Consider the following 25,529-nt stretch of genomic DNA (forward strand, 5'->3'; position numbering starts at 1 on the left):
TCGCCATGGACGAGGGCCTGCGCTTCGCCATCCGCGAAGGCGGCCGTACCGTCGGCGCCGGCGTCGTTGCCAAGATCGTCGAGTGATGACCATCCGACGGTCGCCGCAGGGTGACCGTCGGAGGGAAGGGTAGGGCGGCGGGAAACTATCCCGCCGCCGGTTGTCAGAGACGGGCCGTCTTCTCCGCGCAAGCAGGGTGGGCGGTCCGCCCGGTTCTAGCCATCGGGCGTCGGCATTCGGGTCCGTCAGCCTGTCGATCCAGCTTCCTCCGACCGGGGGGAGATTCAGGATTGACACGCGAGCGCTGAACGCCTAGAGATTACGCCCTCTGGATTTTGGGTTGGTGGTAGGCAGCTTCGGCCTAGACGCAGCCCGAGACGAACGGCACGGCGCGCCTCCCAGTGAGGCGCGCCGTCTGCTGAACGGAACATCCCCTTCGGGCATCCGCCGCGGGGGATGTTCTTTTTCGTATCGGCCCGTCGCATCGGTCACAGTGTCGCCCGTCGGCCCCGCTTCGGTGGTTCGGCGCGCGGCCTTGCGCTGTCGGCGAAGCCCCAAAGCAGCTCGTGGAGTTCCGGTGACGCGTCCGCGTCATCGCTAGAAGGTGCAAGGGACGTTTGGACATGGACAGCCAGAACATCCGCATCCGTCTGAAGGCGTTCGATCATCGCGTGCTCGACCAGTCGACCAGCGAGATCGTCAACACCGCCAAGCGGACCGGCGCGCGCGTGCGGGGCCCGATTCCCCTGCCGACGCACATCGAAAAGTTCACCGTGAACCGTTCGCCGCACATCGACAAGAAGTCGCGCGAGCAGTTCGAGATCCGCACCCACAAGCGCCTGCTCGACATCGTCGATCCGACGCCGCAGACCGTGGATGCTCTGATGAAGCTCGACCTCGCCGCCGGCGTCGACGTCGAGATCAAGCTCTGATTTTGGTTGGTAAGGGACCTCTCCGGTAAGCGGATGTCCCTGGTCAGGAGATAAAGAACAATGCGATCCGGTTTGATCGCGCAGAAGGTCGGCATGACCCGCGTCTTCACGGACGACGGCCAGCATGTTCCGGTCACTGTGCTGAAAGTCGACAGCTGCCAGGTCGTCGCCGTTCGCACCGAGGAAAAGGATGGCTACACCGCCGTCCAGCTCGGCGCGGGCGCCATCAAGGTCAAGAACGTCAACAAGCCTGAGCGTGGGCATTTCGCCAAGGCGCGCGTGGAACCGAAGCGCAAGCTGGTCGAGTTCCGCGTCGATGCCGATGCCCTGATCGAGGTCGGTGCCGAGCTGTCGGCCGCCCACTTCGTCGCCGGCCAGTACGTCGACGTTACCGGCACCTCCATCGGCAAGGGCTTTGCCGGTGCGATGAAGCGCTGGAACTTCGGTGGTCTGCGCGCCACGCACGGCGTGTCGGTGTCGCACCGTTCGCACGGTTCGACGGGTAACCGTCAGGACCCCGGCAAGGTCTTCAAGAACAAGAAGATGGCCGGTCATCTCGGTGACGAGCGGGTCACGGTCCTGAACCTGCAGGTCGTCGCCGTCGACGAAGCCCGTGGTCTGATCATGCTCAAGGGTGCCGTCCCCGGCGCCGAGGGCGGTTGGCTGCGCATCCGTGACGCCGTCAAGAAGAAGGCTCCGGAAGGCCTGCCCTTCCCGGCCGGCATCAAGTCTGCTCCGGCGGCGGAAGCCCCGGCCGAGACGCAGGAGTGAGCGCCATGAAGGCCACGATCAAGAACCTGAACAACGAAGCCGTCGGCGAGATCGAGCTGTCGGACGCCGTGTTCGGCCTGCCGACCCGCACCGACCTGCTGGCCCGCATGGTGAACTGGCAGTTGGCCAAGCGCCGCTCCGGTAACCACAAGACCAAGGGCATCAGCGAGATCAGCGGCACGACCAAGAAGCCCTATGGGCAGAAGGGCACCGGCCGCGCTCGTCAGGGCTCCATCCGTTCGCCGCAGTTCCGCGGCGGTGCGACCATCTTCGGGCCGGTGGTGCGTTCGCACGCCCATGACCTGACCAAGAAGGTCCGCAAGCTGGCGCTCAAGACCGCCCTGTCGGCCAAGGCCGCCGAGGGCAAGCTGATCGTCCTGGAGGCTGCGGCCGCCGAGACGCACAAGACCAAGGAACTGGCGGCCCGTCTCGCCACCCTCGGCCTGACTTCGGCGCTGATCATCGATGGCTCGAACCTGGACGAGAACTTCGCCAAGGCTTCGCGCAACATCCCGCTGATCGACGTGCTGCCGGAGCAGGGTGCGAACGTCTACGACATTCTCCGCCGCGATACGCTGGTCCTGACCCGCAACGCGGTCGAGCAACTGGAGGCTCGCCTGAAATGAGCAAGCAGTCGAAACCTGCGGTGAGCCAGGAGCGGATGTACGACCTGATCCTCGCTCCCGTCATCACCGAGAAGTCGACGTTGGTGTCGGAGCACAACCAGGTCACGTTCCGCGTGCCGCTCACGGCCTCCAAGCCGGAGATCAAGGCCGCCGTTGAAGGTCTCTTCAACGTCAAGGTGACTGCGGTCAACACCCTGGTTTCCAAGGGCAAGACCAAGCGGTTCCGCGGCACCATCGGCCGTCGCTCGGACTTCAAGAAGGCCGTCGTCACCCTCGCCGAGGGTAACAAGATCGACGTGACCACGGGCATCTGAGCGGGAGTGTGATCCGATGGCTCTGAAGCAATACCGCCCGATTACTCCCTCGCTCCGCCAGCTGGTCATCGTCGACCGCTCGGAGCTGTGGAAGGGCAAGCCGGTCAAGACCCTCACCGAGGGCCTGACCAAGTCTGGTGGACGCAACAACACCGGCCGCATCACTGCGCGCCGGATGGGTGGCGGTCACAAGCGTACCTACCGTCTGGTGGACTTCAAGCGTCGCAAGTTCGACGTTCCGGCCACCGTCGAGCGGCTGGAATATGATCCGAACCGCACGGCTTTCATCGCGCTGATCAAGTACCAGGATGGGACCCTGTCCTACATCCTGGCGCCGCAGCGCCTGAAGGTCGGCGACACCGTGATCTCCGGCGAGCGCGTCGACGTGAAGCCCGGCAACGCGATGCCGCTGAAGAACATCCCGGTCGGTTCGATCGTGCACAACGTCGAGCTGAAGGCCGGCAAGGGTGGTCAGGTGGCTCGTTCCGCCGGCACCTACCTGCAGCTGGTCGGCCGCGACGGCGGCTACGCCCAGCTGAAGCTGCCCTCGGGTGAGCTGCGCATGGTTCGTGGCGAGTGCATGGCCACCCTGGGTGCCGTGTCCAACCCGGACCAGATGAACACCAACCTTGGCAAGGCCGGTCGCAACCGCTGGCTGGGCAAGCGTCCGTCGGTCCGTGGCGTCGCCATGAACCCGATCGACCACCCGCACGGTGGTGGTGAGGGTCGTACCTCGGGCGGCCGTCATCCGGTCACGCCGTGGGGCAAGCCGACCAAGGGCAAGAAGACTCGTCACAACAAGAAGACGGATGGCCTGATCCTGCGCCGCCGTCATTCGAAGTAAGGAGGTCGAACGATGGCACGCTCCGTTTGGAAGGGCCCGTTCGTCGACGGCTATCTGCTGAAGAAGGCGGACAAGAGCCGGGCTTCGGGCCGCAACGAGATCATCAAGATCTGGTCGCGTCGTTCGACCATCCTGCCGCAGTTCGTCGGTCTGACGTTCGGCGTCTACAACGGCCACAAGTTCCTGCCGGTTCTGGTTACCGAGCACATGATCGGTCACAAGTTCGGCGAGTTCGCTCCGACGCGGACCTTCTATGGCCACGCGGCGGACAAGAAGGCGAAGAGGAAGTAAGCCATGGGCAAGTCTGCCAACCCCAGCCGGGTCGCGGAGAACGAGGCTCTGGCCCGCAATCCGATGATCCGCACCAGCCCGCGGAAGCTCAACCTCGTCGCCCAGCTCATCCGGAACATGGATGCCAGCCGTGCCGTGGCCGAGCTGACCTTCTCCAAGCGCCGCATCGCCGGCGAGGTGAAGAAGGTCCTGCAGGCCGCAATCGCGAACGCCGAGAACAACCACCAGCTCGACGTCGACCGTCTGTACGTGTCGTCGGCGACGGTCGGTCGCGCTCTGGTGATGAAGCGCTTCCACGCCCGTGCCCGCGGTCGCGGCGCCCGGGTCGAGAAGCTGTTCAGCAACCTGACGATCATCGTCCGCGAGCGTGACGCCGCCGTTGCCGAGGGGGCCGAGTAATGGGTCAGAAAATCAATCCGATCGGGCTGCGCCTCGGCATCAACCGGACCTGGGACAGCCGTTGGTTCGCCAAGCGCGACTACGCCAATCTGCTGCACCAGGACCTGAAGCTGCGTGGCTATCTGCAGGGTCGCCTGCAGCAGGCCGGTTGCTCGCGCGTCGTCATCGAACGTCCGGCCAAGAAGGCCCGCATCACCATTCACTCGGCTCGTCCGGGCGTGGTGATCGGCAAGAAGGGCGCGGACATCGAGAAGCTGCGTCTTGAGCTGTCGAAGATGACCGGCAGCGAGGTGAGCCTGAACATCGTCGAAATCCGCAAGCCGGAAATCGACGCTCGCCTCATCGCCGAGAACATCGCCAGCCAGCTCGAGCGCCGTGTGGCATTTCGTCGCGCCATGAAGCGCGCCGTGCAGTCCGCCATGCGTCTGGGCGCCCAGGGCATCCGGATCAACTGCTCGGGCCGTCTCGGCGGTGCGGAAATCGCCCGCATGGAGTGGTATCGCGAGGGCCGCGTTCCGCTGCACACCCTGCGCGCCGACATCGATTACGGTGTGGGCACCGCCAAGACCACCTACGGCACCTGCGGTGTCAAGGTGTGGGTGTTCAAGGGCGAGGTCATGGCTCACGACCCGATGGCGCAGGACAAGCGCATGGGTTCCGAGCCGGTGTCGACCGATGGCGAGCCGCGCCGCGATCGGCATGATCGTCGCGACCGTCGCGAGCGCTCCGAGCGCTCCGAACGCGAGTAAAGGGGCCGAGCGATGCTTTCTCCCAAGCGCACGAAATTCCGTAAGGCCCACAAGGGCCGCATCCACGGCAACGCCAAGGGCGGCACCGCCCTGAACTTCGGCTCCTTCGGCCTCAAGGCCCTGGAGCCGGAGCGCATCACCGCCCGGCAGATCGAGGCGGCCCGCCGCGCGATCACCCGCGCGATGAAGCGTCAGGGTCGTGTCTGGATCCGCATTTTCCCGGACCTCCCCGTCTCCACCAAGCCCGCCGAAGTCCGCATGGGTTCCGGTAAGGGTTCGCCGGAGTACTGGGCGGCTCGCGTGAAGCCGGGTCGCATCCTGTTTGAACTGGACGGCGTGCCGGCAGATGTGGCAAAAACCGCCTTCGCTCTGGCGGCCGCGAAGCTGCCGATCAAGGTGAAGCTGGTGACCCGCCTGGGCGGTGTCGAGGAGACCGCGGCATGAAAGCCGTAGACATTCGTACGAAGAGCGCGGATGAGCTGAACGATCAGCTCCTCCAGCTCAAGAAGGAGCAGTTCAACCTGCGTTTCCAGAAGGCCTCCGGCCAGCTGGAAAACACCGCGCGGGTGAACACGGTGCGCCGCGACATCGCCCGCATCAAGACCATCCTCGGCGAGCGTGCCCGCTCCGCCGACGCCGGCAAGTAAGGGGGATCATCCATGCCTCGCCGCGTTCTGCAGGGCACGGTGGTCAGCGACAAGTGCGACAAGACCGTTACGGTTCTTGTCGAGCGCCGTGTCATGCACCCCGTGTACAAGAAGTTCATTCGTCAGTCGAAGAAGTACGCCGCCCACGACGAGGGCAACCAGTTCAAGGTCGGCGATACTGTTTCGATCATCGAATGCCGCCCGATCTCGAAGTCCAAGCGTTGGACGGTCGTGACGGAGTCCGCCGCCGACAGCGGCGCCGCGTGATAACGAAAGGTCGTAAACAATGATCCAGATGCAAACCAACCTGGAAGTCGCCGATAACAGCGGGGCGCGCCGGGTGCAGTGCATCAAGGTGCTTGGCGGGTCCAAGCGGAAGGTCGCGACCGTGGGCGACGTCATCGTCGTCTCGGTCAAGGAGGCCATTCCGAAGGGCCGCGTCAAGAAGGGCGACGTGCATCGCGCCGTCATCGTCCGCACCGCGAAGGAACTGCGTCGGGAGGACGGGTCGGCGATCCGTTTCGACCGGAACGCCGCCGTGCTCATCAACAAGCAGGGCGAGCCGATCGGCACCCGTATTTTCGGGCCGGTCACTCGTGAACTGCGCGGCAAGAAGTTCATGAAGATCATCTCGCTGGCGCCGGAGGTGCTGTAATGGCCGCCAAGATCAAGACCAAGGACAAGGTCGTTGTCCTGACCGGCCGTGACAAGGGCAAGACCGGCGAGGTGTTGAAGGTTTTCCCGAAGGAGAACCGTGCCGTTGTGCAGGGCGTGAACGTGGTGAAGAAGCACCAGCGTGCCAGCGCCCGCTCGCAGGGTGGCATCATCGAGATGGAGGCGCCGATCAACGTCTCCAACCTCGCTCACGTCGATCCCAAGGATGGCAAGCCGACCCGCGTCGGTTTCAAGATCCTTGAGGATGGCCGCAAGGTGCGTGTCGCCAAGCGGTCCGGCGAAGTCATTGACCTGTGAGGACCCGGGCATGACCGCACGTCTGAAAGAAGTTTACGATTCCAAGATCCGCGCCGCTCTGAAGTCGGAATTCGGCTACAAGAACGACCTGGAAGTTCCGCGGATCGAGAAGATCGTGGTCAACATGGGTGTCGGCGAGGCTGTCGCCGACTCCAAGAAGATCCAGCTCGCCGTGGCCGAGATGGCCGCCATCACCGGTCAGAAGCCGGTGGTGACCAAGTCGCGCAAGTCGATCGCCCAGTTCAAGCTGCGCGAAGGCATGGCGATCGGCTGCAAGGTCACGCTCCGTCGCGACCGCATGTACGAGTTCCTGGATCGCCTGGTGACGATTGCGTTGCCGCGCGTCCGTGACTTCCGCGGTATCCCGGGTGACAGCTTTGACGGCCGTGGCAACTACGCCATGGGTGTCAAGGAGCAGATCATTTTCCCGGAGATCGATTACGACAAGATCGATCAGATCCGCGGCATGGACATCATCATCGTCACTTCGGCGAAGACCGACCAGGAAGCCAAGGCTCTCCTGAAGGGCTTCGACATGCCGTTCGTGAGCTGAGGCTGGAGCACGACCATGGCTAAGACCAGTGCCATCGAAAAGAACAAGCGTCGCGCCAAGCTGGCCAAGCAGTACGCGAACAAGCGTGCGCGCCTGAAGGCAATCGCGAACGACAAGACCCTCCCGCCGGAAGAGCAATTCGCTGCCCGCCTCAAGCTGGCCGAACTGCCGCGCAACTCCTCGAAGGTGCGCATCCGGAACCGCTGCGAAATGACCGGGCGTCCGCGCGCGTTCTATCGCAAGTTCAAGCTGTCCCGCGTCACGCTCCGCGAACTGGCCTCGACCGGCCAGATCCCGGGCATGACGAAGTCGAGCTGGTAAGGAGGGTCCGAGAATGTCTTTGAGCGATCCGCTCGGCGATATGCTGACCCGCATCCGCAACGGTCAGCACGCCCGCATGTCCGTTGTGGTTTCCCCGGCGTCTAAGCTGCGCGTCAACGTCCTGGAAGTTCTGAAGCGTGAAGGCTTCATCCGCGGCTGGTCCGAGGAAGAACTGCGTCCGGGCGTCAAGAACCTGAAGATCGAGCTGAAGTACCACGAAGGCGAGCCTGTCATTAAGCAGATCGCCCGTGTGTCCAAGCCCGGCCGTCGCGTGTATTCGAAGATCGCTGACCTGCCCCGTGTCTACAACGGGCTGGGTCTGTCGATCCTGTCGACCCCGCGCGGCGTGATGTCGGACAATGAGGCCCGCTCCGCCAACGTCGGCGGCGAAGTCCTCTGCCGCGTGTTCTAAGGGGGATTGGCAGATGTCGCGCATTGGCAAGCATCCCGTGCCGGTCCCGGCTGGCGTCGACGTGAAGGTCGACGGTCAGCAGGTCACGGCCAAGGGCAAGCTGGGGCAACTCAGCATGACCCTGATCGACGACATCACCGCCTCGCTGGAAGACGGCAAGGTGGTGGTGAAGCCGGCAAACGACAGCAAGCGCGCCCGCGTCATGTGGGCGACCTCGCGCACCCTGATCAACAACATGGTCACCGGTGTCAGCCAGGGCTTCACGATCAACCTGGAAATCAACGGCGTCGGTTACCGCGCGGCTGTGCAGGGCAAGGAGCTGGTTCTCCAGCTTGGCTTCTCGCACGACGTGAAGTACCCGATCCCGGAAGGCATCACGATCAAGTGCGACAAGCCGACGGCCATCTCGGTCAGCGGCTATGACAAGCACAAGGTCGGCCAGGTTGCCGCCGAGATCCGCGGTTGGAAGAAGCCGGAGCCCTATAAGGGCAAGGGCATCAAGTACGAGACCGAAACCGTCCTGCGCAAGGAAGGTAAGAAGAAGTAACCGCCATGCTGAAGCCAAAGCAACTCCACGAGCGCCGCAAGCAGCGCGTGCGCGCGCAGATTGCCAAGAAGGCCGGCGGGCGCGTTCGCCTCTCGGTCTTCCGGTCCAATCTGCACATCTACGCCCAGATCATCGACGACGAAAACGGCAAGACGCTCGCGTCCGCCTCGTCGCTCGAGAAGGAGCTGCGCGAGCAGCTCAAGCACGGCGGCAACGTCGATGCTGCCAAGCGCATCGGCGAGCTGATCGCCGAACGCGCCAAGGCCGCTGGGATTACCGAGGTCGTGTTCGATCGCGGTGGTTACATTTACCATGGCCGGGTCAAGGCCCTGGCCGACGCCGCCCGTGAGGGCGGGCTGTCGTTCTAAGGAGGCCCGGATATGGCACGTGAACGTGGGGAGCGGGACAACCGCGACCGGCAGCCGCGCGAGCGGGAAGAAAGCGAGCTGATTGAAAAGCTCGTCGGCATCAACCGCGTCGCCAAGGTCGTCAAGGGTGGTCGTCGCTTCGGCTTCGCCGCTCTGGTCGTCGTTGGCGACGGCAAGGGTCGCGTCGGCGTCGGCTCGGGCAAGGCCCGTGAAGTCCCGGAAGCCATTCGCAAGGCGACCGATCAGGCCAAGCGCGGCATGATCCGTGTTCCGCTGCGCGAAGGCCGTACGCTGCATCACGACACCAACGGCCACTTCGGTGCCGGCAAGGTCGTGCTGCGGGCCGCTCCGGCCGGTACCGGCATCATCGCCGGTGGTCCGATGCGCGCGATCTTCGAGGCTCTCGGCGTCGCTGACGTCGTGACCAAGTCGATCGGCACGTCGAACCCGCACAACATGATCAAGGCGACGTTCGACGCCCTGACCCAGGTCACCAGCCCGCGGTCCGTCGCGGCGCGTCGCGGTCGTCGCGTGAGCGACATCCTCGGCCGTCGTGAGGCCGGCGCCGGACAGGAGGCCTGATCATGGCGGAGAAGAAGACCGTCGTCGTGACCCAGATCGGCAGCCCGATCGGCCGCAAGCACGACCAGCGCGAGACGCTGGTCGGTCTGGGTCTCAACAAGCTGCACCGGACCCGCGAGCTGGAGGACACTCCGGCCGTGCGGGGCATGATCGCCAAGGTCGCGCACCTGGTCCGCGTCGAGAACGAGGGCTGAGATCATGACCAAGCTTAATGACCTGCGTGACAACGCCGGTGCCCGCAAGGCGCGCATGCGCGTCGGTCGCGGTATCGGTTCGGGCAAGGGCAAGACCGCTGGCCGCGGCGTGAAGGGTCAGACCTCGCGCACCGGCGTGGCGATCAACGGCTTCGAAGGCGGGCAGATGCCTCTGCACCGCCGCCTGCCGAAGCGCGGTTTCCGGAACATCTTTGCCAAGGAATACTCGGTGGTTAACCTGGGCATGGTCCAGAAGGCCATCGACCTGGGCAAGCTGAACGCCGCCGAGACCATCGATGCCGCTGCGCTCAACGCCGCCGGTGTCACCGGCAAGGTGAAGAAGGACGGTGTCCGTCTGCTGGGCAAGGGCGAGCTGACCGCGAAGGTTTCCTTCACGGTCGCCGGCGCGTCCAAGTCGGCGATCGAGGCCGTTGAGAAGGCGGGTGGCAGCGTCACGCTGACCGCTCCCGCCGCCGAAGCCGCCGAGTAAAGTTCCACGACAAGCCCGTGCTTGCGCGCGGGCTTTCGGGGCACTACAAAAAGCGAAGTCGCGAGGGGCGGCCTGCGTCATGCAGTGCCGCCCCGTTCGCGCTTACGGGACAGGGATTGGACCATGGCATCAGCGGCCGAGCAGCTTGCCGCCAACATCAATTTCGGGGCTTTCTCTAAGGCGACCGAGCTGAAAAAGCGGATTTGGTTCACCTTGGCGGCCCTGATCGTCTACCGGTTGGGCACTTACATCCCGATTCCGGGCATCGATCCGCACATCCTGCAGGACGTGTTCAAGCAGCAGGGCAGCGGCATCCTGGGCATGTTCGACATGCTGGCCGGCGGCGCGCTGCACCGCATGACCATCTTCGCGCTCAACATCATGCCGTACATCTCGGCGTCGATCATCGTGCAGCTGCTGACTGCCGTGTCGCCGCAGATGGAGGCGATGAAGAAGGAAGGCGAGGCCGGTCGCAAGAAGCTGAACCAGTACACCCGATTCGGCACGGTGGCGCTCGCCACGGTGCAGGCCTACGGCCTTGCGGTCGGTCTCGAGTCGATGCGCGGCTCCACCGGAGCGGCGGTGCTCGACCCCGGCCTGTTCTTCCGCATCGCCACGGTCATCACGTTGGTCGGCGGCACCATGTTCCTGATGTGGCTGGGCGAGCAGATCACCGCCCGCGGCATCGGCAACGGCACCTCGCTGATCATCTTCGCCGGCATCGTCGCGGAACTTCCGCGCGCGCTGGTCAACACACTGGAACTCGGCCGTCAGGGCGCTCTGTCCACCGTCTTCATCATCCTGATGCTGCTGATGGCCGTGGGCGTGGTGTTCTTCATCGTCTTCATGGAACGCGCCCAGCGCCGTCTGCTGGTGCAGTATCCGAAGCGACAGGTCGGCAACCGGGTGTTCGGCGGCGAAGCGTCGCACCTGCCGCTGAAGATGAACACCGCCGGCGTCATCCCCCCGATCTTCGCATCGTCGCTGCTGCTGCTGCCGCTGACCGCGGTGGGCTTCGCCGGCGGCGAGGGGCCGGAATGGTTGCAGGCGGTGTCGCGCTACGTCGCGCACGGTACGCCGCTCTATATGCTGCTGTACGCCTCGCTGATCGTGTTCTTCTGCTTCTTCTACACCGCCATCGTCTTCAATCCGACGGAGACGGCCGACAACCTGCGCAAGTATGGTGGCTTCATCCCGGGCATCCGTCCCGGCAAGAACACCGCCGACCACATCGACTATGTGCTGACCCGGTTGACGGTCATCGGCTCCGCCTACCTTGTGGCGGTTTGTCTCCTCCCCGAAATCCTGATATCCCAGCACTCGGTTCCGTTTTATTTTGGCGGCACCAGCCTGCTGATCGTGGTCACCGTCACGATGGACACGGTTGCGCAGATTCATTCCCACCTGCTGGCTCACCAGTATGAGGGATTGATCAAGAAATCTAAGCTTCGGGGGAGAAAGTAATGAACCTCATACTGCTCGGTCCGCCGGGCGCCGGGAAGGGGACCCAGGCGCGCCGTCTTGAAGACACTCGTGGTCTGGTGCAGTTGTCGACCGGCGACATGCTCCGCGCCATGGTGGCGGAAGGCGGGCCGCTTGGGCAGCAGGCGAAGGAGATCATGGCCGCCGGCAAGCTGATGCCGGACGAGCTGATGGTCAGCATGATCGCCGAGCGCATTTCGAAGCCGGACGTGAAGAACGGCTTCATCCTCGACGGCTTCCCGCGCACCGTGGCCCAGGCCGAGGCGCTCGATAAGATGCTGGACGAGAAGGGCCTGAAGCTCGACCATGTGATCGAGATGCGGGTGGTCGACGACGTGCTGGTGGAACGCATCACCGGCCGCTACACCTGCGCCAAGTGCGGCAAGGGCTATCACGACAGCTTCGAGAAGCCGAAGGTCGAGGGCGTCTGCGACGTCTGCGGCAGCACCGAGTTCAAGCGGCGCGCCGACGACAATGCGGAGACGGTGACCACTCGTCTGGCCCAGTACCATCAGCAGACGGCGCCGATCCTGCCCTATTACCAGGGTCGTGGCGTGCTGAAGGTGGTGGACGGCATGGCCGACATCGATGAGGTGACCAAGCAGATCGAGACGATCCTCGCCAGCTGAGGATCGCCGCCGGTCGAATGTGAAAAGGCCGCAGTCTCCTTCGGGAGGCTGCGGCCTTTTTCATCGTCGGGGCAGAATGCAGAGATCAGGCGCCGGCGTCGTCGGTGGTGGGCGAGGTGCCCGCCTGGACCGCCGGCTCATCGGTCATGGTGCGGTAGCGCGCCAGAATCCAGCCGAGATGCGCGGTGACGGCATTGGCCGCGGCGTCGGGGTCGCGCCGGGCGATGGCCTGATGGATGGCGCGGTGGTGCTCGATCATCAGCGCCTCATGGTTTTCCATGAAGGGCTCGGTGTGCTTCATCTCCACCATGTTGCCGAGGATGTCGCGGATGGTCGACAGCAGGTGGAGATAGACCGGGCTGCCCGACGCCTGGGCGACGGCGACGTGGAAATCCATGTCGTCGGCAGCGCGTCCGCCGTCGCGGTTGGTTTCGCTCATCGCCGCCAGGATGCGGCCGATGGTGTCCATCTGCTCCTGCGTTGCGCGTTCGGCGGCACGGCGGGCGGCCCAGCTTTCCAGGGCCATACGGATCTCGACGAGGTCGCACAGGTTCTGGTGGGTGCTGCGCACCATGGTGGTGAGCGCGCCGTCCATCACGCCGGCCGATGAGACCACGCGGGTACCGCCGCCCTGGACCGCGGTGAGGAATCCCTGGGTCTTCAGCTTCTGCAGGGCGGCGCGGACGGACACCCGGCTGACATGCAGCTGTTCGGCCAGCTGGCGTTCGCCCGGCAGGCGCTCCCCCGGCACCAGCTCGCCACGCGCGATGCGGTCGAGAAGCTGTTGGGCCACCCACTCCGAAATGCGCTGCGAGGAGGAGGGGACGTGAGCGCTGTCGTCGGTGCCGGACACGGGTTGTTCCCCTTTGGTCGGAAGGCGGTTCATCGATGATCGGTCCTACCGGTAACGGTCCCCGCGGGTGCGGTCAATGGGGCACAGGCACGCTGCGGCGCCTTGCCCGCGGGGCGGAAAAACATGGCGGCGATGGTCCGGCGCCGACGGCTCAACGGCCGCCGGGGCGAGCCATCAGGATGCCCACCAGGATCACCGCGGCACCGATCGCCTGCAAGGGCCCCAGGGGTTCGTTCAGCAGGATCCAGGCGAGGATTGCCGCCGCCGCCGGCTGCAGCAGGAGGCTGACCGACGAGAAGGAGGCCGGCAGGTGGGCCAGCGCGTAGGCGATCAGGCTCTGGCCGCAGGCATGGCTGAACAGGGCGAGGCCGGCCAGCACCGCCCATCCATTTGCGCTCGCCGGAAGCATGGCTTCGCCGTCATACAGGCCGATCGGCAGCAGAACGGCGGCGGATATGGCGCCGCTCCAGGTCATGATGGTTGCGGTGGAGAACTCGGCGCGCAGCCGCCCGACCGACAGGATATAGCCGGCATAGAATCCCGCGGTCAGCAGACCGAGCGCATCGCCGAACAGGTGGTCGGCGTTGAGCTGGAAACTTTGGCCCATCAGCACGATGGCACCGGCCAGCGCCAGCAGCATGCCGAGGACGAACCGGCCGGTGATCCGTTCCTTGAACAGGAACCATGCGGCCGGCGCCACGTAGAGCGGGGCAAAGTTGGCCAGCAGCGTGGAATTGGCGACCGACGTGTAGCGGATCGACGTGTGCCAGATCGCAAGGTCGCCGGCGAAGAACAGCCCGGCGAGCGACAGGCGCGCATAGTCTGAAAGCGAGGAGGGGCGCCGGCTGGCCCGTCCGCCCCGCTGCCGCGATTCGCTGCCCATCCACAGCGCCAGGACCGGGGTGGCCAGTGCCGTGCGCCAGAAGCCGGTGGCGACCGGACCGACCTCCGACAGCCGCACGAAGATGGGCGCGAAGGCGATGCCCAGGGCGCCGATCAGCAGCGCGATCAGGGCGATGCGCTGCGTCCGGTACAGATGGTCGGCGGTGAAGGCACTGGCGTCTGGCATGGACCGCTTATATCCGCCGTCCCATCGCCGGGCCAGCGGGACGCAAGTCATGGCTGCCGTGCGTCTCCGCAATTCCCCTGGAGGCTGCCGGCCGGGGTGCCGATCAGCGCGGCCGGATGCGGCGAAGCGAAACCGCCTCGTCGTCTTCGGCACTGTACTCGTCGTAATGAACCGGGCAGCGGCCGTCCTTGCGCGGCTTGTCCTTCACCGTCGCCGGATACCAGTCGCCCTTCCACTGGACCTCCACCCGCATGCCGGGCTGGCACAGCGACGCACCGGCCTGATAGGCGGCGTTTGGAGCCGACGCCATCGGGGCCTGGGCGGCGCCCGGCGGGATGGGGCTCAGCATCGGCGCCGCGGCGATTGCGGGGGCAGGCTTCTCCTGGTCGCAGAAGGCGGTGCAGACGCGCTTGGCGATCACCTGTCCGCCACAGCTTCCGCCGAAGCAGTCGCGATAGTCGGCCTCGCACCGCGCTTCGCAGCTGCTGTTGCCGCAGGAGTAGGAGCGGTCGAAATCGCTCACTGACTTCTTGATCGGCTTCTTCTCCGCCTGCTGGCGGTTGACATAGGACTGATATTCATAGAGCGCACGCGACCGTGCCTCGTTCACGCAGGCCTGCTGCGACATGCCGCAATTCTGACGGCAGTAATTGCGGTTCTGCTGGCACTGGTTGACGCAGAGCCGGCCTTCGGCCGAGCTTGGCGGGACGAGGCTGTATTGCGTCTCGTAAACGGGTCCGCAAGCGCTGAGCAGCGCCATCACGGCAAAGCAGAGGGTGAGCAGGCGAAGCATACGGGGCGTCTTCCGGGTGGGTTCGCGCGGAGAGGGAGCCGGAGCGTATCAGCTTACCGTTCGGGCTACCACCATCGGCCGCGCTTCCGCCCGGCGCGGCGGTTGCGCTAGTGTGGCATATGGCCTCATCACCCTCCGAACATCGCCAGCCCGTCACCGCTCCCGCACCGGCGCCCCGTGCGGCAGCGCCTCTGCTGGGTCCGAACGATCCGCCGCCGGCGACCACGCTGAACCCGGATGCCGGCGGGCCGCTGCTGCTGGTGTGCGATCATGCCTCGCGTGCGATCCCCGCCCTTCTCGGCGACCTCGGTTTGCCGGAGGAACAGCTCTGCCGCCACATCGCCTACGACATCGGCGCGGCGGAGGTGACGCGGCGGCTGGCCGACCGCTTCGGCGCCACCGCGGTGCTGTCCGGTTTCTCCCGTCTGGTGATCGACCCTAATCGTGCGATCGAGGATCCCACGGCGATTCCGGTGGTCAGCGACGACGTGGTGATTCCCGGCAACCGCGCGCTCGATGCCGAGGCCCAAGCCCAGCGGGTGGAGGCGCTGTTCAAGCCCTACCATGCCGCGGTGGCGGCGGCCGTTTCGGCGATCCGCGCCCGCGGACAGGTGCCGGTTCTGGTGTCGGTCCACAGCTTCACCCCGGCAATGCGCGGTGTGGCGCGGCCCTGGCACATCGGCGTGCTGTGGGACAACGATCCGCGCCTGCCGGTGCCGCTGATCGAGGCGCTGAAGGCCGATGGCCGCTGGTGTGTCGGCGACAACCAGCCCTATTCCGGCCGTGGCACGCTGGGCGGGACCGTGGAGACCCACGCGACGCCCGCCGGCTATCCCAATGTCCTGCTGGAGGTTCGGCAGGACCTGATCGCCACGCCGGAGGGTGCCGAGCTGTGGGCGCAGGTGATCGGCGATGCGCTGGAGCCGTTGCTGTCCCTGCCGTCGCTGACGACCATCCACCATTATCCGCGGGCCTGAACACCGAATGGAAAGCGCCGTGCCAATGGAAAGCGCCGTGAGCGAACCGTCCTTCACCCTCGGTCTGGAAGAGGAGTATCTGCTGGTCGACCGCGGCACGCGCGACATCGTGCCCAGCCCGCCCGACGAGATGCTGGAAGCCTGTCAGGAACAGGCGCCCGGCCGCATCCACCCGGAATTCCTGCGCTGCCAGATCGAGGTGGGGACGCCGGTCTGCAGGACGCTGGACGAGGCGCGAACCGAGCTGGCGGCACTGCGCGCCACGGTGGCCGGGGTGGCCGACCGCTATGGGTTGGCGCCGATCGCCGCCTCCACCCATCCCTTCGCCGCGTGGGAGCCGCAGAAGCACACCAATCGCGACCGCTACAACATGCTGGCCCGCGATCTGGGGGCGCCGGCCCGCCGGCTGATGATCTGCGGCATGCATGTCCATGTCGGGATCGAGGACGACGACCTGCGCATCGACCTGATGAATCAGGTCCGCTATTTCCTACCGCATCTGCTGGCGCTGTCGACCTCCTCGCCCTTCTGGCGCGGGCGCGACATGGAGCGCCGGTCCTACCGGCTCAGCGTCTGGCACGAGTTGCCGCGCACCGGCATGCCCGCCGGTTTCCAGAGCTTCGGCGAGTATCAGAGCCATGTCGCGGTGCTGGTGAATGCCGGGGTGATCGAGGACGCCAGCAAGCTGTGGTGGGACATCCGCCCGTCCTCGCGATTCCCGACATTGGAGATGCGCATCACCGACATCTGCACCCGTCTGGACGATGCGGTGACGGTGGCGGCGCTCTATCGCTGCCTGCTGCGCATGCTGTGGCGGCTGAAGCTGCGCAACGTCACCTGGCGGCCCTACAAGAACCTGCTGATCGAGGAAAACCGCTGGCGTGCCCAGCGCTATGGCCTGGACAGCGGGCTGGTCGATTTCGGGCAGGGCCGCATCGTGCCCTATGCCGATCTGCTGGACGAGATCATCGACCTGACTCGCGAGGATGCGGAGCATTTCGGCTGCACGGCAGAGGTCGAACGGGCGCGCGAGATCATCAAGCGCGGCACCAGCGCCCATCGGCAGATCGAGATCTTCCAGGCGGCGCTCGCCGACGGCGCCGACGAGGACGAGGCGCTGCGCCGGGTGGTCGACTGGCTGGCGGAGGAGACGATGGTGGGGGTGGCGACCTGAGGGATACGGCTTAGGCGCCGCCCCCTCCCAACCGCCTTGACGCGCGCGTCATGTCTCCATACGCTTCCGCACCGTCGATGCCGCTGGAATGCGGGTTGAACAGGGCTGGCAAATAAAAAGCTGAAAAGCGAAGAGGGCCGCTCGTCGTTGGCGGCCCTCTTCCAACATCAAGGGGAGGGAGGAGCATGGCCGGCGCCAAGTTCCTGAAGTTCGATACGCAGAGCCTGCATGCAGGGCAAAGGCCCGATCCGGCGACCGGGGCGCGGGCGGTTCCGATCCACCTCACCTCCTCCTACGTCTTCAGCGACGTCGATCAGGCGGCGGCCCTGTTCAATTTGGAACGGCCCGGCCACATCTATTCGCGCATCTCCAACCCCACCGTCGCGGTGCTGGAGGAGCGGCTGGCGACGCTGGAAGGAGGGGTGGGCGCCGTCTGCACCGCCAGCGGACAGGCGGCTCTGACGCTCGCCATCATGACGCTGATGGGGGCGGGCGGGCACATCGTCGCCTCCTCCTCAATCTATGGCGGCAGCCGCAACCTGCTGGCCTACACGCTGCCGCGTTTCGGCATCACCACCACCTTCGTCCATCCGCGCGACCTCGACGGCATCCGCGCGGCGATCCGTCCGGAAACCCGCCTTGTCTTCGGCGAGGTGCTGGGCAATCCGGGACTGGAGGTTCTGGACGTGCCGAAGGTCGCGGCCATCGCCCATGAGGCTGGGATTCCGCTGCTGATCGACTCGACCTTCACCACCCCCTATCTCTGCCGCCCGTTCGAGCATGGCGCCGATCTGGTCATGCATTCCTGCACCAAGTGGCTGGGCGGGCACGGCACCGCCATCGGCGGCGTGGTGATCGACGGCGGCCGCTTCGACTGGGAGGCGTCGGGCAGGTTTCCGACCCTGACCGAGCCCTATGCCGGCTATCACGGCATCGACTTCGCCGAGGAATACGGTCCGGCCGCCTTCATCGCCCGCGCCCGTGCCGAAGGCTTGCGCGATTTCGGCGCCTGCATGAGCCCGATGAACGCCTTCCAGATCCTGCAGGGCGTGGAAACGCTGCCGCTGCGGATGAAGGCGCACATCCACAACACCCGCAAGATCATCTGCTTCCTGGAAGGGGAGTTGAATGCGGAGAAGGGGGCGGTGGCCTGGGTCTCCTATCCGGAGCTGGTGGACCATCCCGACCACGCCCTGGCCGCCCGGCTGCTGCCATATGGCGCGGGCTCCATCATCTCCTTCGGCATCCGGGCCGGTGCGCATGGAGGCCGTGAGGCCGGGCGCCGTTTCATCGAGTCGCTCAGCCTGTTCTCGCATCTCGCCAATGTCGGCGACGCCAAGTCGCTGGTGATCCATCCGGCCAGCACCACCCATGCCCAGTTGGATGCGGAGGCGCTCGCCGCCGCCGGGGTGGGGGAGGACATGATCCGCCTGTCCATCGGGCTGGAGGATTGCGAAGACCTGATCGACGACCTGAAGCAGGCGCTGCGCGCCGCCACGAAGGGCTGAGGGCCGCACCATGCAACTGACCGTCAACGGAACCCCCGTCTTCGTCCACACCGGCGGCCGGGACATCGATTCCGCACGCCCCGCAATCGTGCTGATCCACGGCGCCGGCATGGACCACAGCGTGTGGAGCCTGCAAAGCCGCTATCTCGCCCACCACGGCCGCTCGGTGCTGGCGGTCGACCTCCCGGGCCATGGCCGCTCCGGTGGCGAGCCGCTGGGCAGCATCGCCGCCCTCGCCGATTGGTTGATTGCCCTGCTGGATGCCGCGGGGCTGGAGCGGGCTGCGCTGGTCGGTCATTCCATGGGCGCGCTGGTGGCGCTGGACGCCGCCGCCCGCCATGGCGCCCATCATGGTGGGCGGGTGGAGGCTATCGCTTTGCTGGGCATCGCGGAGCAGATGCCGGTCCACCCGGACCTGCTGGCCGCCGCCCATGCCGGCGAACAGTCCGCCATCGATATGGTGATCGGCTGGGGCTTTGGCCCGCGTGGCCATGGCGGCGCCCAGGGTGGCGGTTGCCCGACGCCGGGGCTGGCGCTGATCCCCGGTGGGCGCCGGCTGATGGCGTCGGTTCGTCCGGGCGTGCTGGGCGTCGATCTGGCCGCCTGCAACGACTATGGACAAGGGGCCGATGCCGCCGCGGCGGTCGATTGCCCGGCGCTGTTCCTGCTGGGGGCGCTCGACAAGATGACTCCGGCAAAGGCCGGCCGGTCGCTGGCGGCCCGCGTCAAGACTTCGCAGGTCGTCGTCCTGCCGCAGACCGGACACATGGTGATGACCGAAGCCCCCGATGCAGTGCTGGAGGCACTGACATCCTTCCTGTCCTTGCGCCGGGGATAAAGACGACGGGATAAGTGTTTCAGTGCCGAAATCAATGGCTTGGAGTGGGGTTAATCCTGACATGAACCATTGATGCCCCCTGATTACTCTGCATGGCGGGATCGAAGCCATCCCGCCATTCGCAGCAGGCTCGGGGGGTATCATCTTGCAGGATGGCGAGCATCGCGCGACCGCACTGGCTGTCGGCGCCCTGTTCCGCGATTGCCGGGAAGTCGTCGCACTGCTGTCGGCAGACGGGTGCGTGCTCCGCATCAGTGACGGCGTCGCGGAACTGCTGGGCCACCCTTCGGACATGCTGACCGGCGCGTCGTTCGACGGCCATATCCATCCCGACGATGTGGAGGAGGCGCGGCGCCGGTTCCAGCTGCGCGCGGTGGCCCCGGCCGGCAGCAGTGGCCGCGCCGTTTTCCGTTTTCGCCATGCCGATGGCGGCTGGCGCTGGCTGGAAGTCACCACCCGCAACGAGTTGGCCGATCCGGCCATCGGCGGGCTGGTGCTGACCGTCCGCGACATCAGCCACCACATCGCCCTGTCGGAACGCCTGCGGGCCAGCGAAGCGCGCTACCGCACATTGGCGGAGGCGGTCCCGGTCGGCATCCTGCAGGCCGATGCCGACGGTCAGGTGCTGTTCGCCAATGCCCGGCTTGCCGGCATCACCGGGCTGGAGCCCGACCGGCTGCTCGGCGATGGCTGGTTCGATGCCGTCCATCCCGACGACCGGGCTCGGGTGGCGGCGGACTGGCGGCTGGACGCGACCGGCGATCCGGCGCCGACCGATTTCCGCTTCCACGACTCCGAGGGGGCCGGCGTCGACCGGCGGGTGCTGTGCCAGCGCATGGCCCTGGAGGATGGCGGCACCATCGCCACCATCACCGACGTCAGCGAATATGTGCACACCGCCAACGCCCTGCGCCTGTCGGAGGCGCGCAACGAGGCGATTCTCGACACCGCGGCCGAGGCGATCCTGACCATCGACGAGGCCGGCGTGCTGCACAGCTTCAACCGGGCGGCGGAGGCGATGTTCGGTGTTGCGGCGGGGGATCTGCTGTGGCGCCCTCTCGACCGCCTGATCCCGCTGACGGACCTACGGGAGGAGGGCGGCGTCCGGCTGGAGTTCGCGCCCGGCCAGACCACCGCGCTGATCGCCCGTGACCGTGCGGTGGAGGCGGAGCGCGCCGACGGCACCCGCTTTCCCGTGGAGTTGTCGGTCAGCGCCAGCGAGGTGGAGGGTCGAAGGCTCTACACCGCCATTCTCCGCGACGTCACCGAACGCCGTCGGACGGAGGCGGAGTTGCTGGCGGCCAAGGACGCGGCGGAGGCCGCCGACCGCGCCAAATCCACCTTCATCGCGGCGATGAGCCACGAGTTGCGCACCCCGTTGAACGCGGTGATCGGATTTTCCCAGCTTTTGGAGGCGCAGGCCGGGCGACCGGTTGGCGACGCGGGGCGGAACGATCAGATGCGCGATTGTGTCGGCGCGATCCGTCAGGCCGGCGAACAGCTGTTGGCGATCATCGACGACATCCTCGACATGGCCCGCGTCGATGCCGGCGGGCTGTCCTTGACCGAAGCGCCCGTCGATTTGTCGGCGGTCGCCGACCGGGCCGTGGCAGACCTGCGCTTTCACGCCGCCCGTCAGAGTGTGACGGTCGAGGTGGTGGCCGATGGCGGGCTGCCGCCGATTCGTGGCGACCAACGGCGCCTGATCCAGGCGCTGGGCAATTTGCTGTCCAACGCCATCAAATTCAGCCATCCGGGGGGTACCGTTACCCTGACGGTGGCATTGGCTGCCGACGGCTGGATCGAGCTTTCGGTGCGGGACCGGGGCGTCGGCATGCGGCCGGAGGACATCGCGAAAGCCCTGACGCCATTCGCCCAGCTTGACCAAGGTCCCACACGCCGTCATGAGGGCGTCGGACTCGGACTGCCGCTGGCGTCGCGTCTGGTGGAGGCCCATGGTGGGACACTCACGCTGGACAGCGCGCTGGGGCAGGGCTGTACCGCCACAATCCGGCTGCCGCCGTCGCGCATCATGACCGTCGCCGAGGTGCTGGCGGCGATGTCCTGATCTGGTCCGCGCTGCCCGGATGTGTCAGAAGCTGCTGCTTAGGATCCACCCGGCGGACGGATGGCGAAGGAAAGGCAGGTGTGCGATGGCGGATCAGGACAGGTCAAAGCCGGCGGTGGTGCTAGTCAGCGGCGGACTCGACTCGACGACGGTGCTCGCCATCGCCAAGGCCGGGGGCTACCGGGTCAATGCCTTGAGCTTCCGCTATGGCCAGCGCCATTCGGTGGAGCTGGAGGCGGCGCAGCGGGTGGTCGCGGCAATGGGGGTGGAGCGGCATGTGATCGCGGACATCGACCTGCGCGCTTTCGGCGGCTCCGCGCTGACCGATGCCATCGACGTGCCGAAGCACGACAGTGCCGCCGATCTGGCGGCCGGGCTGGGGGAGGGCATCCCGGTCACCTATGTGCCGGCGCGCAACACCGTCTTCCTGTCCTTCGCGCTGGCCTGGGCGGAAACGCTGGGGGCGTCCGACCTGTTCATCGGCGTCAACGCCCTGGATTACTCCGGCTATCCTGACTGCCGCCCCGAATACGTCGCGGCCTTCGAAACGCTGGCGAACCTCGCCACCAAGGCGGGGGTGGAGGGCACCAGCCGGTTCAAGATCCATGCGCCGCTGATGCAGATGGACAAGGCCGCCATCGTCCGCCGCGGGCTGGAACTGGGGGTCGACTACAGCCTCACCCACTCCTGCTACGATCCGACGTCGGAGGGGCTGTCCTGCGGCGCCTGCGACAGCTGTCTGTTGCGCCTGAAGGGCTTTTCCGAAGCCGGAACGACCGATCCAATCCGTTATGCCAGCGGAACGAATAAGTAAATCCTTCCGGCTGCCTCTGGTCCTCCGCGGCGAAAATCCCGTCTTGCCGGACAAGATAAAATTTTATACAAAAGCATATCGATTTGTTCGGGACGGCGAGGGAGCGCAAGATGACTGCCACCTCCTGGATGGGACCGCGCCTGAGCGGCCGGGCAGCACGGGCGGTGCTGCGCGAGCATCGCCGCGCCAACGCCCGCAAGCGCGGCTGGTCGCGTGACATCGCCCGATTGATGCTGGTCGCCTCTGTCCTGGTGCTGGGCGTTCTGGCGGTGGAGATCGGACGCAAGGCGGTCACCATCCTCAGCCACGGCGCCGCCCAGCATTCAATCGAGATCGTCGGCTGACGATCTGCCTCAGGGCAGGACCACCACATAGCGCTTGGTGGTGGCCGCGACCACCGTCCAGCTTCCCGTGAAGCCCGGTTCGATAACGAAACGGTCCCCGGCTTTCAAGGTCCAGGAGCGCCCGTCGTCATGGGCGACGACGCTCTGGCCCTCCAGAATTTCGCAATATTCCCACTCGTCATAGACGATGCGCCATGATCCGGGCGTCGACCGCCAAGTGCCGGCGAACCGCTTGCCGTCATTCGACTCGTAGCCGTTCCAGGTGGTGAAGACCGGTGACCCGGCCAGGATGCGGTCGGCGGCAGGCGCGCCGGTTTCCGGCGTTATTCCGTCGGGAGTGGGCAGCATGGACAGGGTCATCGATGGTCCTTCTCACCAGTCGGCCAGCAGCGCCGGCAGGTCGCGGATCGAGTCCAGCCGGCGGTAGTGATCGTCCGGCACCTCCGCCTCCTCATGCGCCCAGGTAATGGCATAGGGGATGTGGACGGCGTGGGCACCGGTGGCCAGCACCGGCAGGATGTCCGAGCGTACCGAATTGCCGACCATCAGGAAACGGGCCGGATCGATGCCGTGGCGGTCCATCACGCGCCGGTAGGTGGCCGGGTCCTTCTCGCTGACGATCTCCACCGCGTGGAACAGCTCCGACAGGCCGGAGCGCGCGATCTTGCTTTCCTGGTCGAACAGGTCGCCCTTGGTGATCAGAACCAGCCGGTGGCGGCCGGCCAGCGTCTCCACCACCTCCGCCACGCCGGGCAGCAGTTCCACCGGATGCTCCAGCATCGCCTTGCCGAAGTCGATCAGGCTCTGCAGGTCGCGGGCAGGGACATGGCCGTCGGTGACGGCAATCGCCGTCTCGATCATCGACAGCACGAAGCCCTTGATGCCGTAGCCATAGACGCGGAGGTTCGCCCGCTCCGCTTCCAGCAGGCGGCGGTCGAGGTCGGTAGGGTCCGCAGCATGAGCCAGCAGGCTGCGGAAGCGGTCCTGCGTCATCGAAAACAGCGATTCATTGTGCCAGAGCGTGTCGTCGCCATCGAAGCCGATGGTGTCGAAGGTCTGGCCGGCGGGGGTAATGGGGCTGTTCATGAACCTATCCACTGGTCCGCTGAATTGATTCGTAAGTAAAACAATACATCGCCCAAGTAGGTCGGCCTTGTCCAGGGGCTGTCGATGCAGGGGGTCATTATTGTCAGGGTAGCGAACCGTAAGTATCCGCAATGACGCTTTTGCCACAGATCGGTGACATTCCATGGCGAGTTCTTCGCTGCCTGCAAAGCGGGCATGTTGCCGTCGGGGGTGGCAACATGGCTCGAAGAAGCGTAATTATATTTCCACACAAGGAGGACGTGATCGCCGACCGGCGGACCCTCCATAACAAGACATCTCAGGAATCTCCATCATGGCAACCCTTCTGCATTCGGCCGAGACCGGCCGCAGCACCTCCACCTTTGCCCATGTCGTCGAAGTGGCGTCGAACATGCTGGGCCTGTGGCGCCAGCGCATCGTGACCCGCCGCGAGCTGGGCTATCTGGACGACCGTATGCTCCAGGACATCGGTTTCAGCCGTCTGGATGCCGAGCGCGAGATGTCGAAGCCGTTCTGGCGCGAATGAGCGCTTGCACGCCGGCCGGCGAACGCACCGGAAAAGGCCGTTTCCGTTGATCGGAAACGGCCTTTTTCTTTGTCCGGTGCTTGGCGTGTCCAAAAGTCAGGCTGCATAGAAAAGCGGCTGCCGGAAAAGAAAAACCCGCCGCCGGTGAAACCGGCAGGCGGGCTTTTTCTTGGACCGAATCCGGGACGGGCAGGGTGTCGCCCTGCCGTCTCCTCAGATGCAGTAGTGGTGCAGCGGCGCGAAGCCGTTGAAGCAGACGGCCGAGTAGGTCGTGGTGTAGGCGCCGGTGGCATGGATGCGCACGCGGTCGCCGGCCTTCAGCCCCATCGGCATCTTGTAGTCGGCACGCTCGTACAGCACGTCGGCGCTGTCGCAAGTCGGGCCGGCCAGGATGACCGCCTCGCGGTCGTCTTCCTGCTCATCGCCCAGCACCTCGATCGGGTACTGGATCGCCTCGTCCATCGTCTCGGCCAGACCACCGAACTTGCCGATGTCCAGATAGACCCAGCGCTTGGGATCCTCGGCCGACTTGCGCGACACCAGGACCACTTCGCTCTCGATGATGCCAGCGCTGCCGACCATGCCGCGACCCGGCTCCACGATGGTCTCCGGCAGGTGGTTGCCGAAGTGGGTGCGCAGCGAGTCGAAGATCGCCTGGCCATAGGCGGTGCATTCCGGCACGTCGGTGCGGTAGCGGGTGGGGAAGCCGCCGCCCAGGTTGATCATGCCCAGGTCGACGCCCAGCACCTCAAGCTCGCGGAACAGCTGCGCCACCTGGAAGATGGCGTGGTCCCACTGCATCAGGTCCTTCTGCTGCGAGCCGACATGGAAGGACACGCCATAGGGCTGCACGTCCATGTCGCGGGCCTTCAGCAGCAGGTCGCGGGCCATCGGCAGGTCGCAGCCGAACTTGCGCGACAGCGGCCATTCGGCGCCCTCGCCCGAGGTCAGGATGCGGCAGAACACGCGGGCGCCGGGGGCGGCGCGCTCGATCTTCTCCAGTTCCGGCTCGCTGTCGAAGGCGAACAGGCGCACGCCCAGTTCATAGGCGCGGCGGATGTCGCTTTCCTTCTTGATGGTGTTGCCGAAGGAAATGCGCTCCGGGGTGGCGCCAGCGGCCAGCGCCATCTGGATCTCCGGGACCGAGGCGCAGTCGAAGGCGGAGCCGAGACGGGCCAGCAGGCTGAGGATCTCCGCGGCCGGGTTCGCCTTCACCGCATAGAAGATGCGGGCGTCGGGCAGGGCGTCGTGCAGATCGTTGTAGTTCTGCTCGACCACGTCCAGATCGATGACGAGGCAAGGGGTCTGCGGGCGCTGCTCTTCGAAAAAGCGCGCAATCTTCTGGGTCATCTCAGT

The 25,529-nt window shown here is 65.8% G+C and carries 38 protein-coding genes; 32 read left to right on the forward strand and 6 right to left on the reverse strand.

Annotated features, from left to right (window positions below):
- The 24 genes from TSH20_RS19715 to TSH20_RS19830 all read left to right on the forward strand — a co-directional run.
- Positions 1 to 86: hypothetical protein (locus TSH20_RS19715; RefSeq protein WP_198677727.1), on the forward strand; the 86-nt coding region annotated here is incomplete at its 5' end.
- 537 nt (positions 87 to 623) lie between these two features.
- A complete protein-coding gene (gene rpsJ, locus TSH20_RS19720; protein ID WP_012973204.1) occupies positions 624 to 932 on the forward strand; it encodes a 30S ribosomal protein S10 in 309 nt (102 codons plus the stop codon).
- 60 nt (positions 933 to 992) lie between these two features.
- Positions 993 to 1,703 (forward strand): 50S ribosomal protein L3, encoded by a 711-nt coding sequence (rplC, locus tag TSH20_RS19725; RefSeq protein WP_044549480.1) that lies wholly within the window; start codon positions 993 to 995, stop codon positions 1,701 to 1,703.
- Between the two features lie 5 nt (positions 1,704 to 1,708).
- Complete coding sequence (rplD, locus tag TSH20_RS19730) at positions 1,709 to 2,329, forward strand: 50S ribosomal protein L4 (RefSeq protein ID WP_109076312.1); 621 nt, start codon at positions 1,709 to 1,711, stop codon at positions 2,327 to 2,329.
- Positions 2,326 to 2,643, forward strand: coding sequence for a 50S ribosomal protein L23 (locus tag TSH20_RS19735; protein ID WP_012973207.1), 318 nt, complete (start codon positions 2,326 to 2,328; stop codon positions 2,641 to 2,643). Before rplD ends, TSH20_RS19735 begins: the two co-directional genes overlap by 4 nt.
- Before the next feature lie 16 nt (positions 2,644 to 2,659).
- Positions 2,660 to 3,487, forward strand: coding sequence for a 50S ribosomal protein L2 (gene rplB, locus TSH20_RS19740; RefSeq protein ID WP_012973208.1), 828 nt, complete (start codon positions 2,660 to 2,662; stop codon positions 3,485 to 3,487).
- Between the two features lie 12 nt (positions 3,488 to 3,499).
- Positions 3,500 to 3,778: a 30S ribosomal protein S19 gene (gene rpsS, locus TSH20_RS19745; protein ID WP_012973209.1), complete on the forward strand. Its 279-nt coding sequence runs from the start codon at positions 3,500 to 3,502 to the stop codon at positions 3,776 to 3,778.
- Positions 3,779 to 3,781: 3 nt separating this feature from the next.
- On the forward strand, positions 3,782 to 4,177 hold the full coding sequence (gene rplV, locus TSH20_RS19750) for a 50S ribosomal protein L22 (RefSeq protein ID WP_012973210.1): 396 nt from the start codon (positions 3,782 to 3,784) through the stop codon (positions 4,175 to 4,177).
- Positions 4,177 to 4,926: a 30S ribosomal protein S3 gene (gene rpsC / locus TSH20_RS19755; RefSeq protein ID WP_085088119.1), complete on the forward strand. Its 750-nt coding sequence runs from the start codon at positions 4,177 to 4,179 to the stop codon at positions 4,924 to 4,926. Before rplV ends, rpsC begins: the two co-directional genes overlap by 1 nt.
- 12 nt (positions 4,927 to 4,938) lie before the next feature.
- Positions 4,939 to 5,370 carry a 50S ribosomal protein L16 gene (gene rplP / locus TSH20_RS19760; RefSeq protein WP_014246894.1) on the forward strand — a complete coding sequence of 144 codons (432 nt, stop codon included), beginning with the start codon at positions 4,939 to 4,941 and terminating at the stop codon, positions 5,368 to 5,370.
- A complete protein-coding gene (gene rpmC / locus TSH20_RS19765; protein ID WP_012973213.1) occupies positions 5,367 to 5,573 on the forward strand; it encodes a 50S ribosomal protein L29 in 207 nt (68 codons plus the stop codon). Before rplP ends, rpmC begins: the two co-directional genes overlap by 4 nt.
- Before the next feature lie 12 nt (positions 5,574 to 5,585).
- Positions 5,586 to 5,840 carry a 30S ribosomal protein S17 gene (gene rpsQ / locus TSH20_RS19770; protein WP_042694099.1) on the forward strand — a complete coding sequence of 85 codons (255 nt, stop codon included), beginning with the start codon at positions 5,586 to 5,588 and terminating at the stop codon, positions 5,838 to 5,840.
- 19 nt (positions 5,841 to 5,859) lie between these two features.
- A complete protein-coding gene (gene rplN, locus TSH20_RS19775) occupies positions 5,860 to 6,228 on the forward strand; it encodes a 50S ribosomal protein L14 (protein WP_012973215.1) in 369 nt (122 codons plus the stop codon).
- The gene (gene rplX / locus TSH20_RS19780; RefSeq protein ID WP_014246896.1) at positions 6,228 to 6,545 is read left to right on the forward strand and encodes a 50S ribosomal protein L24; all 318 of its coding nucleotides are present in this window, start codon (positions 6,228 to 6,230) and stop codon (positions 6,543 to 6,545) included. Before rplN ends, rplX begins: the two co-directional genes overlap by 1 nt.
- Positions 6,546 to 6,555: 10 nt before the next feature.
- A complete protein-coding gene (rplE, locus tag TSH20_RS19785) occupies positions 6,556 to 7,098 on the forward strand; it encodes a 50S ribosomal protein L5 (RefSeq protein ID WP_012973217.1) in 543 nt (180 codons plus the stop codon).
- A gap of 15 nt (positions 7,099 to 7,113) precedes the next feature.
- Complete coding sequence (rpsN, locus tag TSH20_RS19790; protein WP_012973218.1) at positions 7,114 to 7,419, forward strand: 30S ribosomal protein S14; 306 nt, start codon at positions 7,114 to 7,116, stop codon at positions 7,417 to 7,419.
- A gap of 13 nt (positions 7,420 to 7,432) precedes the next feature.
- Positions 7,433 to 7,831, forward strand: coding sequence for a 30S ribosomal protein S8 (rpsH, locus tag TSH20_RS19795; protein WP_085088120.1), 399 nt, complete (start codon positions 7,433 to 7,435; stop codon positions 7,829 to 7,831).
- 13 nt (positions 7,832 to 7,844) lie between these two features.
- Complete coding sequence (gene rplF / locus TSH20_RS19800) at positions 7,845 to 8,378, forward strand: 50S ribosomal protein L6 (protein WP_109076313.1); 534 nt, start codon at positions 7,845 to 7,847, stop codon at positions 8,376 to 8,378.
- Between the two features lie 5 nt (positions 8,379 to 8,383).
- Complete coding sequence (rplR, locus tag TSH20_RS19805) at positions 8,384 to 8,746, forward strand: 50S ribosomal protein L18 (RefSeq protein WP_014246901.1); 363 nt, start codon at positions 8,384 to 8,386, stop codon at positions 8,744 to 8,746.
- Between the two features lie 12 nt (positions 8,747 to 8,758).
- Positions 8,759 to 9,328, forward strand: a complete 570-nt coding sequence (rpsE, locus tag TSH20_RS19810; RefSeq protein ID WP_014246902.1) for a 30S ribosomal protein S5 — start codon at positions 8,759 to 8,761, stop codon at positions 9,326 to 9,328.
- A gap of 2 nt (positions 9,329 to 9,330) precedes the next feature.
- Positions 9,331 to 9,522, forward strand: coding sequence for a 50S ribosomal protein L30 (gene rpmD, locus TSH20_RS19815; protein WP_014246903.1), 192 nt, complete (start codon positions 9,331 to 9,333; stop codon positions 9,520 to 9,522).
- Between the two features lie 4 nt (positions 9,523 to 9,526).
- Entirely contained in the window at positions 9,527 to 10,012 is a 486-nt protein-coding gene (gene rplO / locus TSH20_RS19820) for a 50S ribosomal protein L15 (protein WP_109051337.1), read from the forward strand.
- 123 nt (positions 10,013 to 10,135) lie between these two features.
- A complete protein-coding gene (gene secY, locus TSH20_RS19825; protein ID WP_109076314.1) occupies positions 10,136 to 11,476 on the forward strand; it encodes a preprotein translocase subunit SecY in 1,341 nt (446 codons plus the stop codon).
- On the forward strand, positions 11,476 to 12,123 hold the full coding sequence (locus tag TSH20_RS19830) for an adenylate kinase (protein WP_109076315.1): 648 nt from the start codon (positions 11,476 to 11,478) through the stop codon (positions 12,121 to 12,123). The genes secY and TSH20_RS19830 overlap by 1 nt, the downstream gene beginning before the upstream one ends.
- A gap of 85 nt (positions 12,124 to 12,208) precedes the next feature.
- Here TSH20_RS19830 and TSH20_RS19835 read toward each other — a convergent pair whose 3' ends face one another.
- From TSH20_RS19835 to TSH20_RS19845, 3 genes are all read right to left on the reverse strand, one after another.
- Positions 12,209 to 12,976, reverse strand: a complete 768-nt coding sequence (locus tag TSH20_RS19835) for a FadR/GntR family transcriptional regulator (protein WP_109076369.1) — start codon at positions 12,974 to 12,976, stop codon at positions 12,209 to 12,211.
- Between the two features lie 151 nt (positions 12,977 to 13,127).
- On the reverse strand, positions 13,128 to 14,045 hold the full coding sequence (locus TSH20_RS19840; RefSeq protein ID WP_109076316.1) for a DMT family transporter: 918 nt from the start codon (positions 14,043 to 14,045) through the stop codon (positions 13,128 to 13,130).
- 103 nt (positions 14,046 to 14,148) lie between these two features.
- A complete protein-coding gene (locus tag TSH20_RS19845) occupies positions 14,149 to 14,838 on the reverse strand; it encodes a hypothetical protein (protein WP_109076317.1) in 690 nt (229 codons plus the stop codon).
- 119 nt (positions 14,839 to 14,957) lie between these two features.
- Here TSH20_RS19845 and TSH20_RS19850 point away from each other — a divergent pair, with 119 nt between their 5' ends.
- The 7 genes from TSH20_RS19850 (at position 14,958) to TSH20_RS19880 (ending at position 22,561) form a co-directional block, all read left to right on the forward strand.
- Positions 14,958 to 15,815, forward strand: coding sequence for an N-formylglutamate amidohydrolase (locus TSH20_RS19850; RefSeq protein WP_247871409.1), 858 nt, complete (start codon positions 14,958 to 14,960; stop codon positions 15,813 to 15,815).
- Positions 15,816 to 15,852: 37 nt separating this feature from the next.
- A complete protein-coding gene (locus tag TSH20_RS19855; protein WP_199232023.1) occupies positions 15,853 to 16,989 on the forward strand; it encodes a carboxylate-amine ligase in 1,137 nt (378 codons plus the stop codon).
- 185 nt (positions 16,990 to 17,174) lie between these two features.
- Positions 17,175 to 18,497: an O-acetylhomoserine aminocarboxypropyltransferase gene (locus TSH20_RS19860; protein ID WP_109076320.1), complete on the forward strand. Its 1,323-nt coding sequence runs from the start codon at positions 17,175 to 17,177 to the stop codon at positions 18,495 to 18,497.
- Positions 18,498 to 18,507: 10 nt separating this feature from the next.
- Positions 18,508 to 19,335, forward strand: a complete 828-nt coding sequence (locus TSH20_RS19865; RefSeq protein WP_109076321.1) for an alpha/beta hydrolase — start codon at positions 18,508 to 18,510, stop codon at positions 19,333 to 19,335.
- A 145-nt stretch (positions 19,336 to 19,480) separates the two neighbouring features.
- Entirely contained in the window at positions 19,481 to 21,403 is a 1,923-nt protein-coding gene (locus tag TSH20_RS19870) for a PAS domain S-box protein (RefSeq protein ID WP_247871408.1), read from the forward strand.
- A gap of 85 nt (positions 21,404 to 21,488) precedes the next feature.
- Positions 21,489 to 22,217, forward strand: a complete 729-nt coding sequence (queC, locus tag TSH20_RS19875; protein WP_109076322.1) for a 7-cyano-7-deazaguanine synthase QueC — start codon at positions 21,489 to 21,491, stop codon at positions 22,215 to 22,217.
- A gap of 110 nt (positions 22,218 to 22,327) precedes the next feature.
- Positions 22,328 to 22,561 (forward strand): hypothetical protein, encoded by a 234-nt coding sequence (locus TSH20_RS19880; protein WP_109076323.1) that lies wholly within the window; start codon positions 22,328 to 22,330, stop codon positions 22,559 to 22,561.
- Positions 22,562 to 22,570: 9 nt separating this feature from the next.
- On the opposite strand, the gene TSH20_RS19885 is transcribed toward TSH20_RS19880, so the two are convergent.
- Complete coding sequence (locus TSH20_RS19885; RefSeq protein WP_109076324.1) at positions 22,571 to 22,921, reverse strand: cupin domain-containing protein; 351 nt, start codon at positions 22,919 to 22,921, stop codon at positions 22,571 to 22,573.
- 12 nt (positions 22,922 to 22,933) lie between these two features.
- Positions 22,934 to 23,647 (reverse strand): HAD family hydrolase, encoded by a 714-nt coding sequence (locus TSH20_RS19890; protein WP_109076325.1) that lies wholly within the window; start codon positions 23,645 to 23,647, stop codon positions 22,934 to 22,936.
- Positions 23,648 to 23,960: 313 nt separating this feature from the next.
- Between TSH20_RS19890 and TSH20_RS19895 the strand changes: the two genes are divergently transcribed.
- The gene (locus tag TSH20_RS19895) at positions 23,961 to 24,173 is read left to right on the forward strand and encodes a DUF1127 domain-containing protein (protein WP_109076326.1); all 213 of its coding nucleotides are present in this window, start codon (positions 23,961 to 23,963) and stop codon (positions 24,171 to 24,173) included.
- A 213-nt stretch (positions 24,174 to 24,386) separates the two neighbouring features.
- Here TSH20_RS19895 and TSH20_RS19900 read toward each other — a convergent pair whose 3' ends face one another.
- Positions 24,387 to 25,523, reverse strand: coding sequence for a type III PLP-dependent enzyme (locus TSH20_RS19900; RefSeq protein ID WP_109076327.1), 1,137 nt, complete (start codon positions 25,521 to 25,523; stop codon positions 24,387 to 24,389).
- Between the last annotated feature and the right edge of the window lie 6 nt (positions 25,524 to 25,529).

It is taken from the genome of Azospirillum sp. TSH20 (assembly GCF_003115935.1).
Lineage (GTDB): Bacteria > Pseudomonadota > Alphaproteobacteria > Azospirillales > Azospirillaceae > Azospirillum.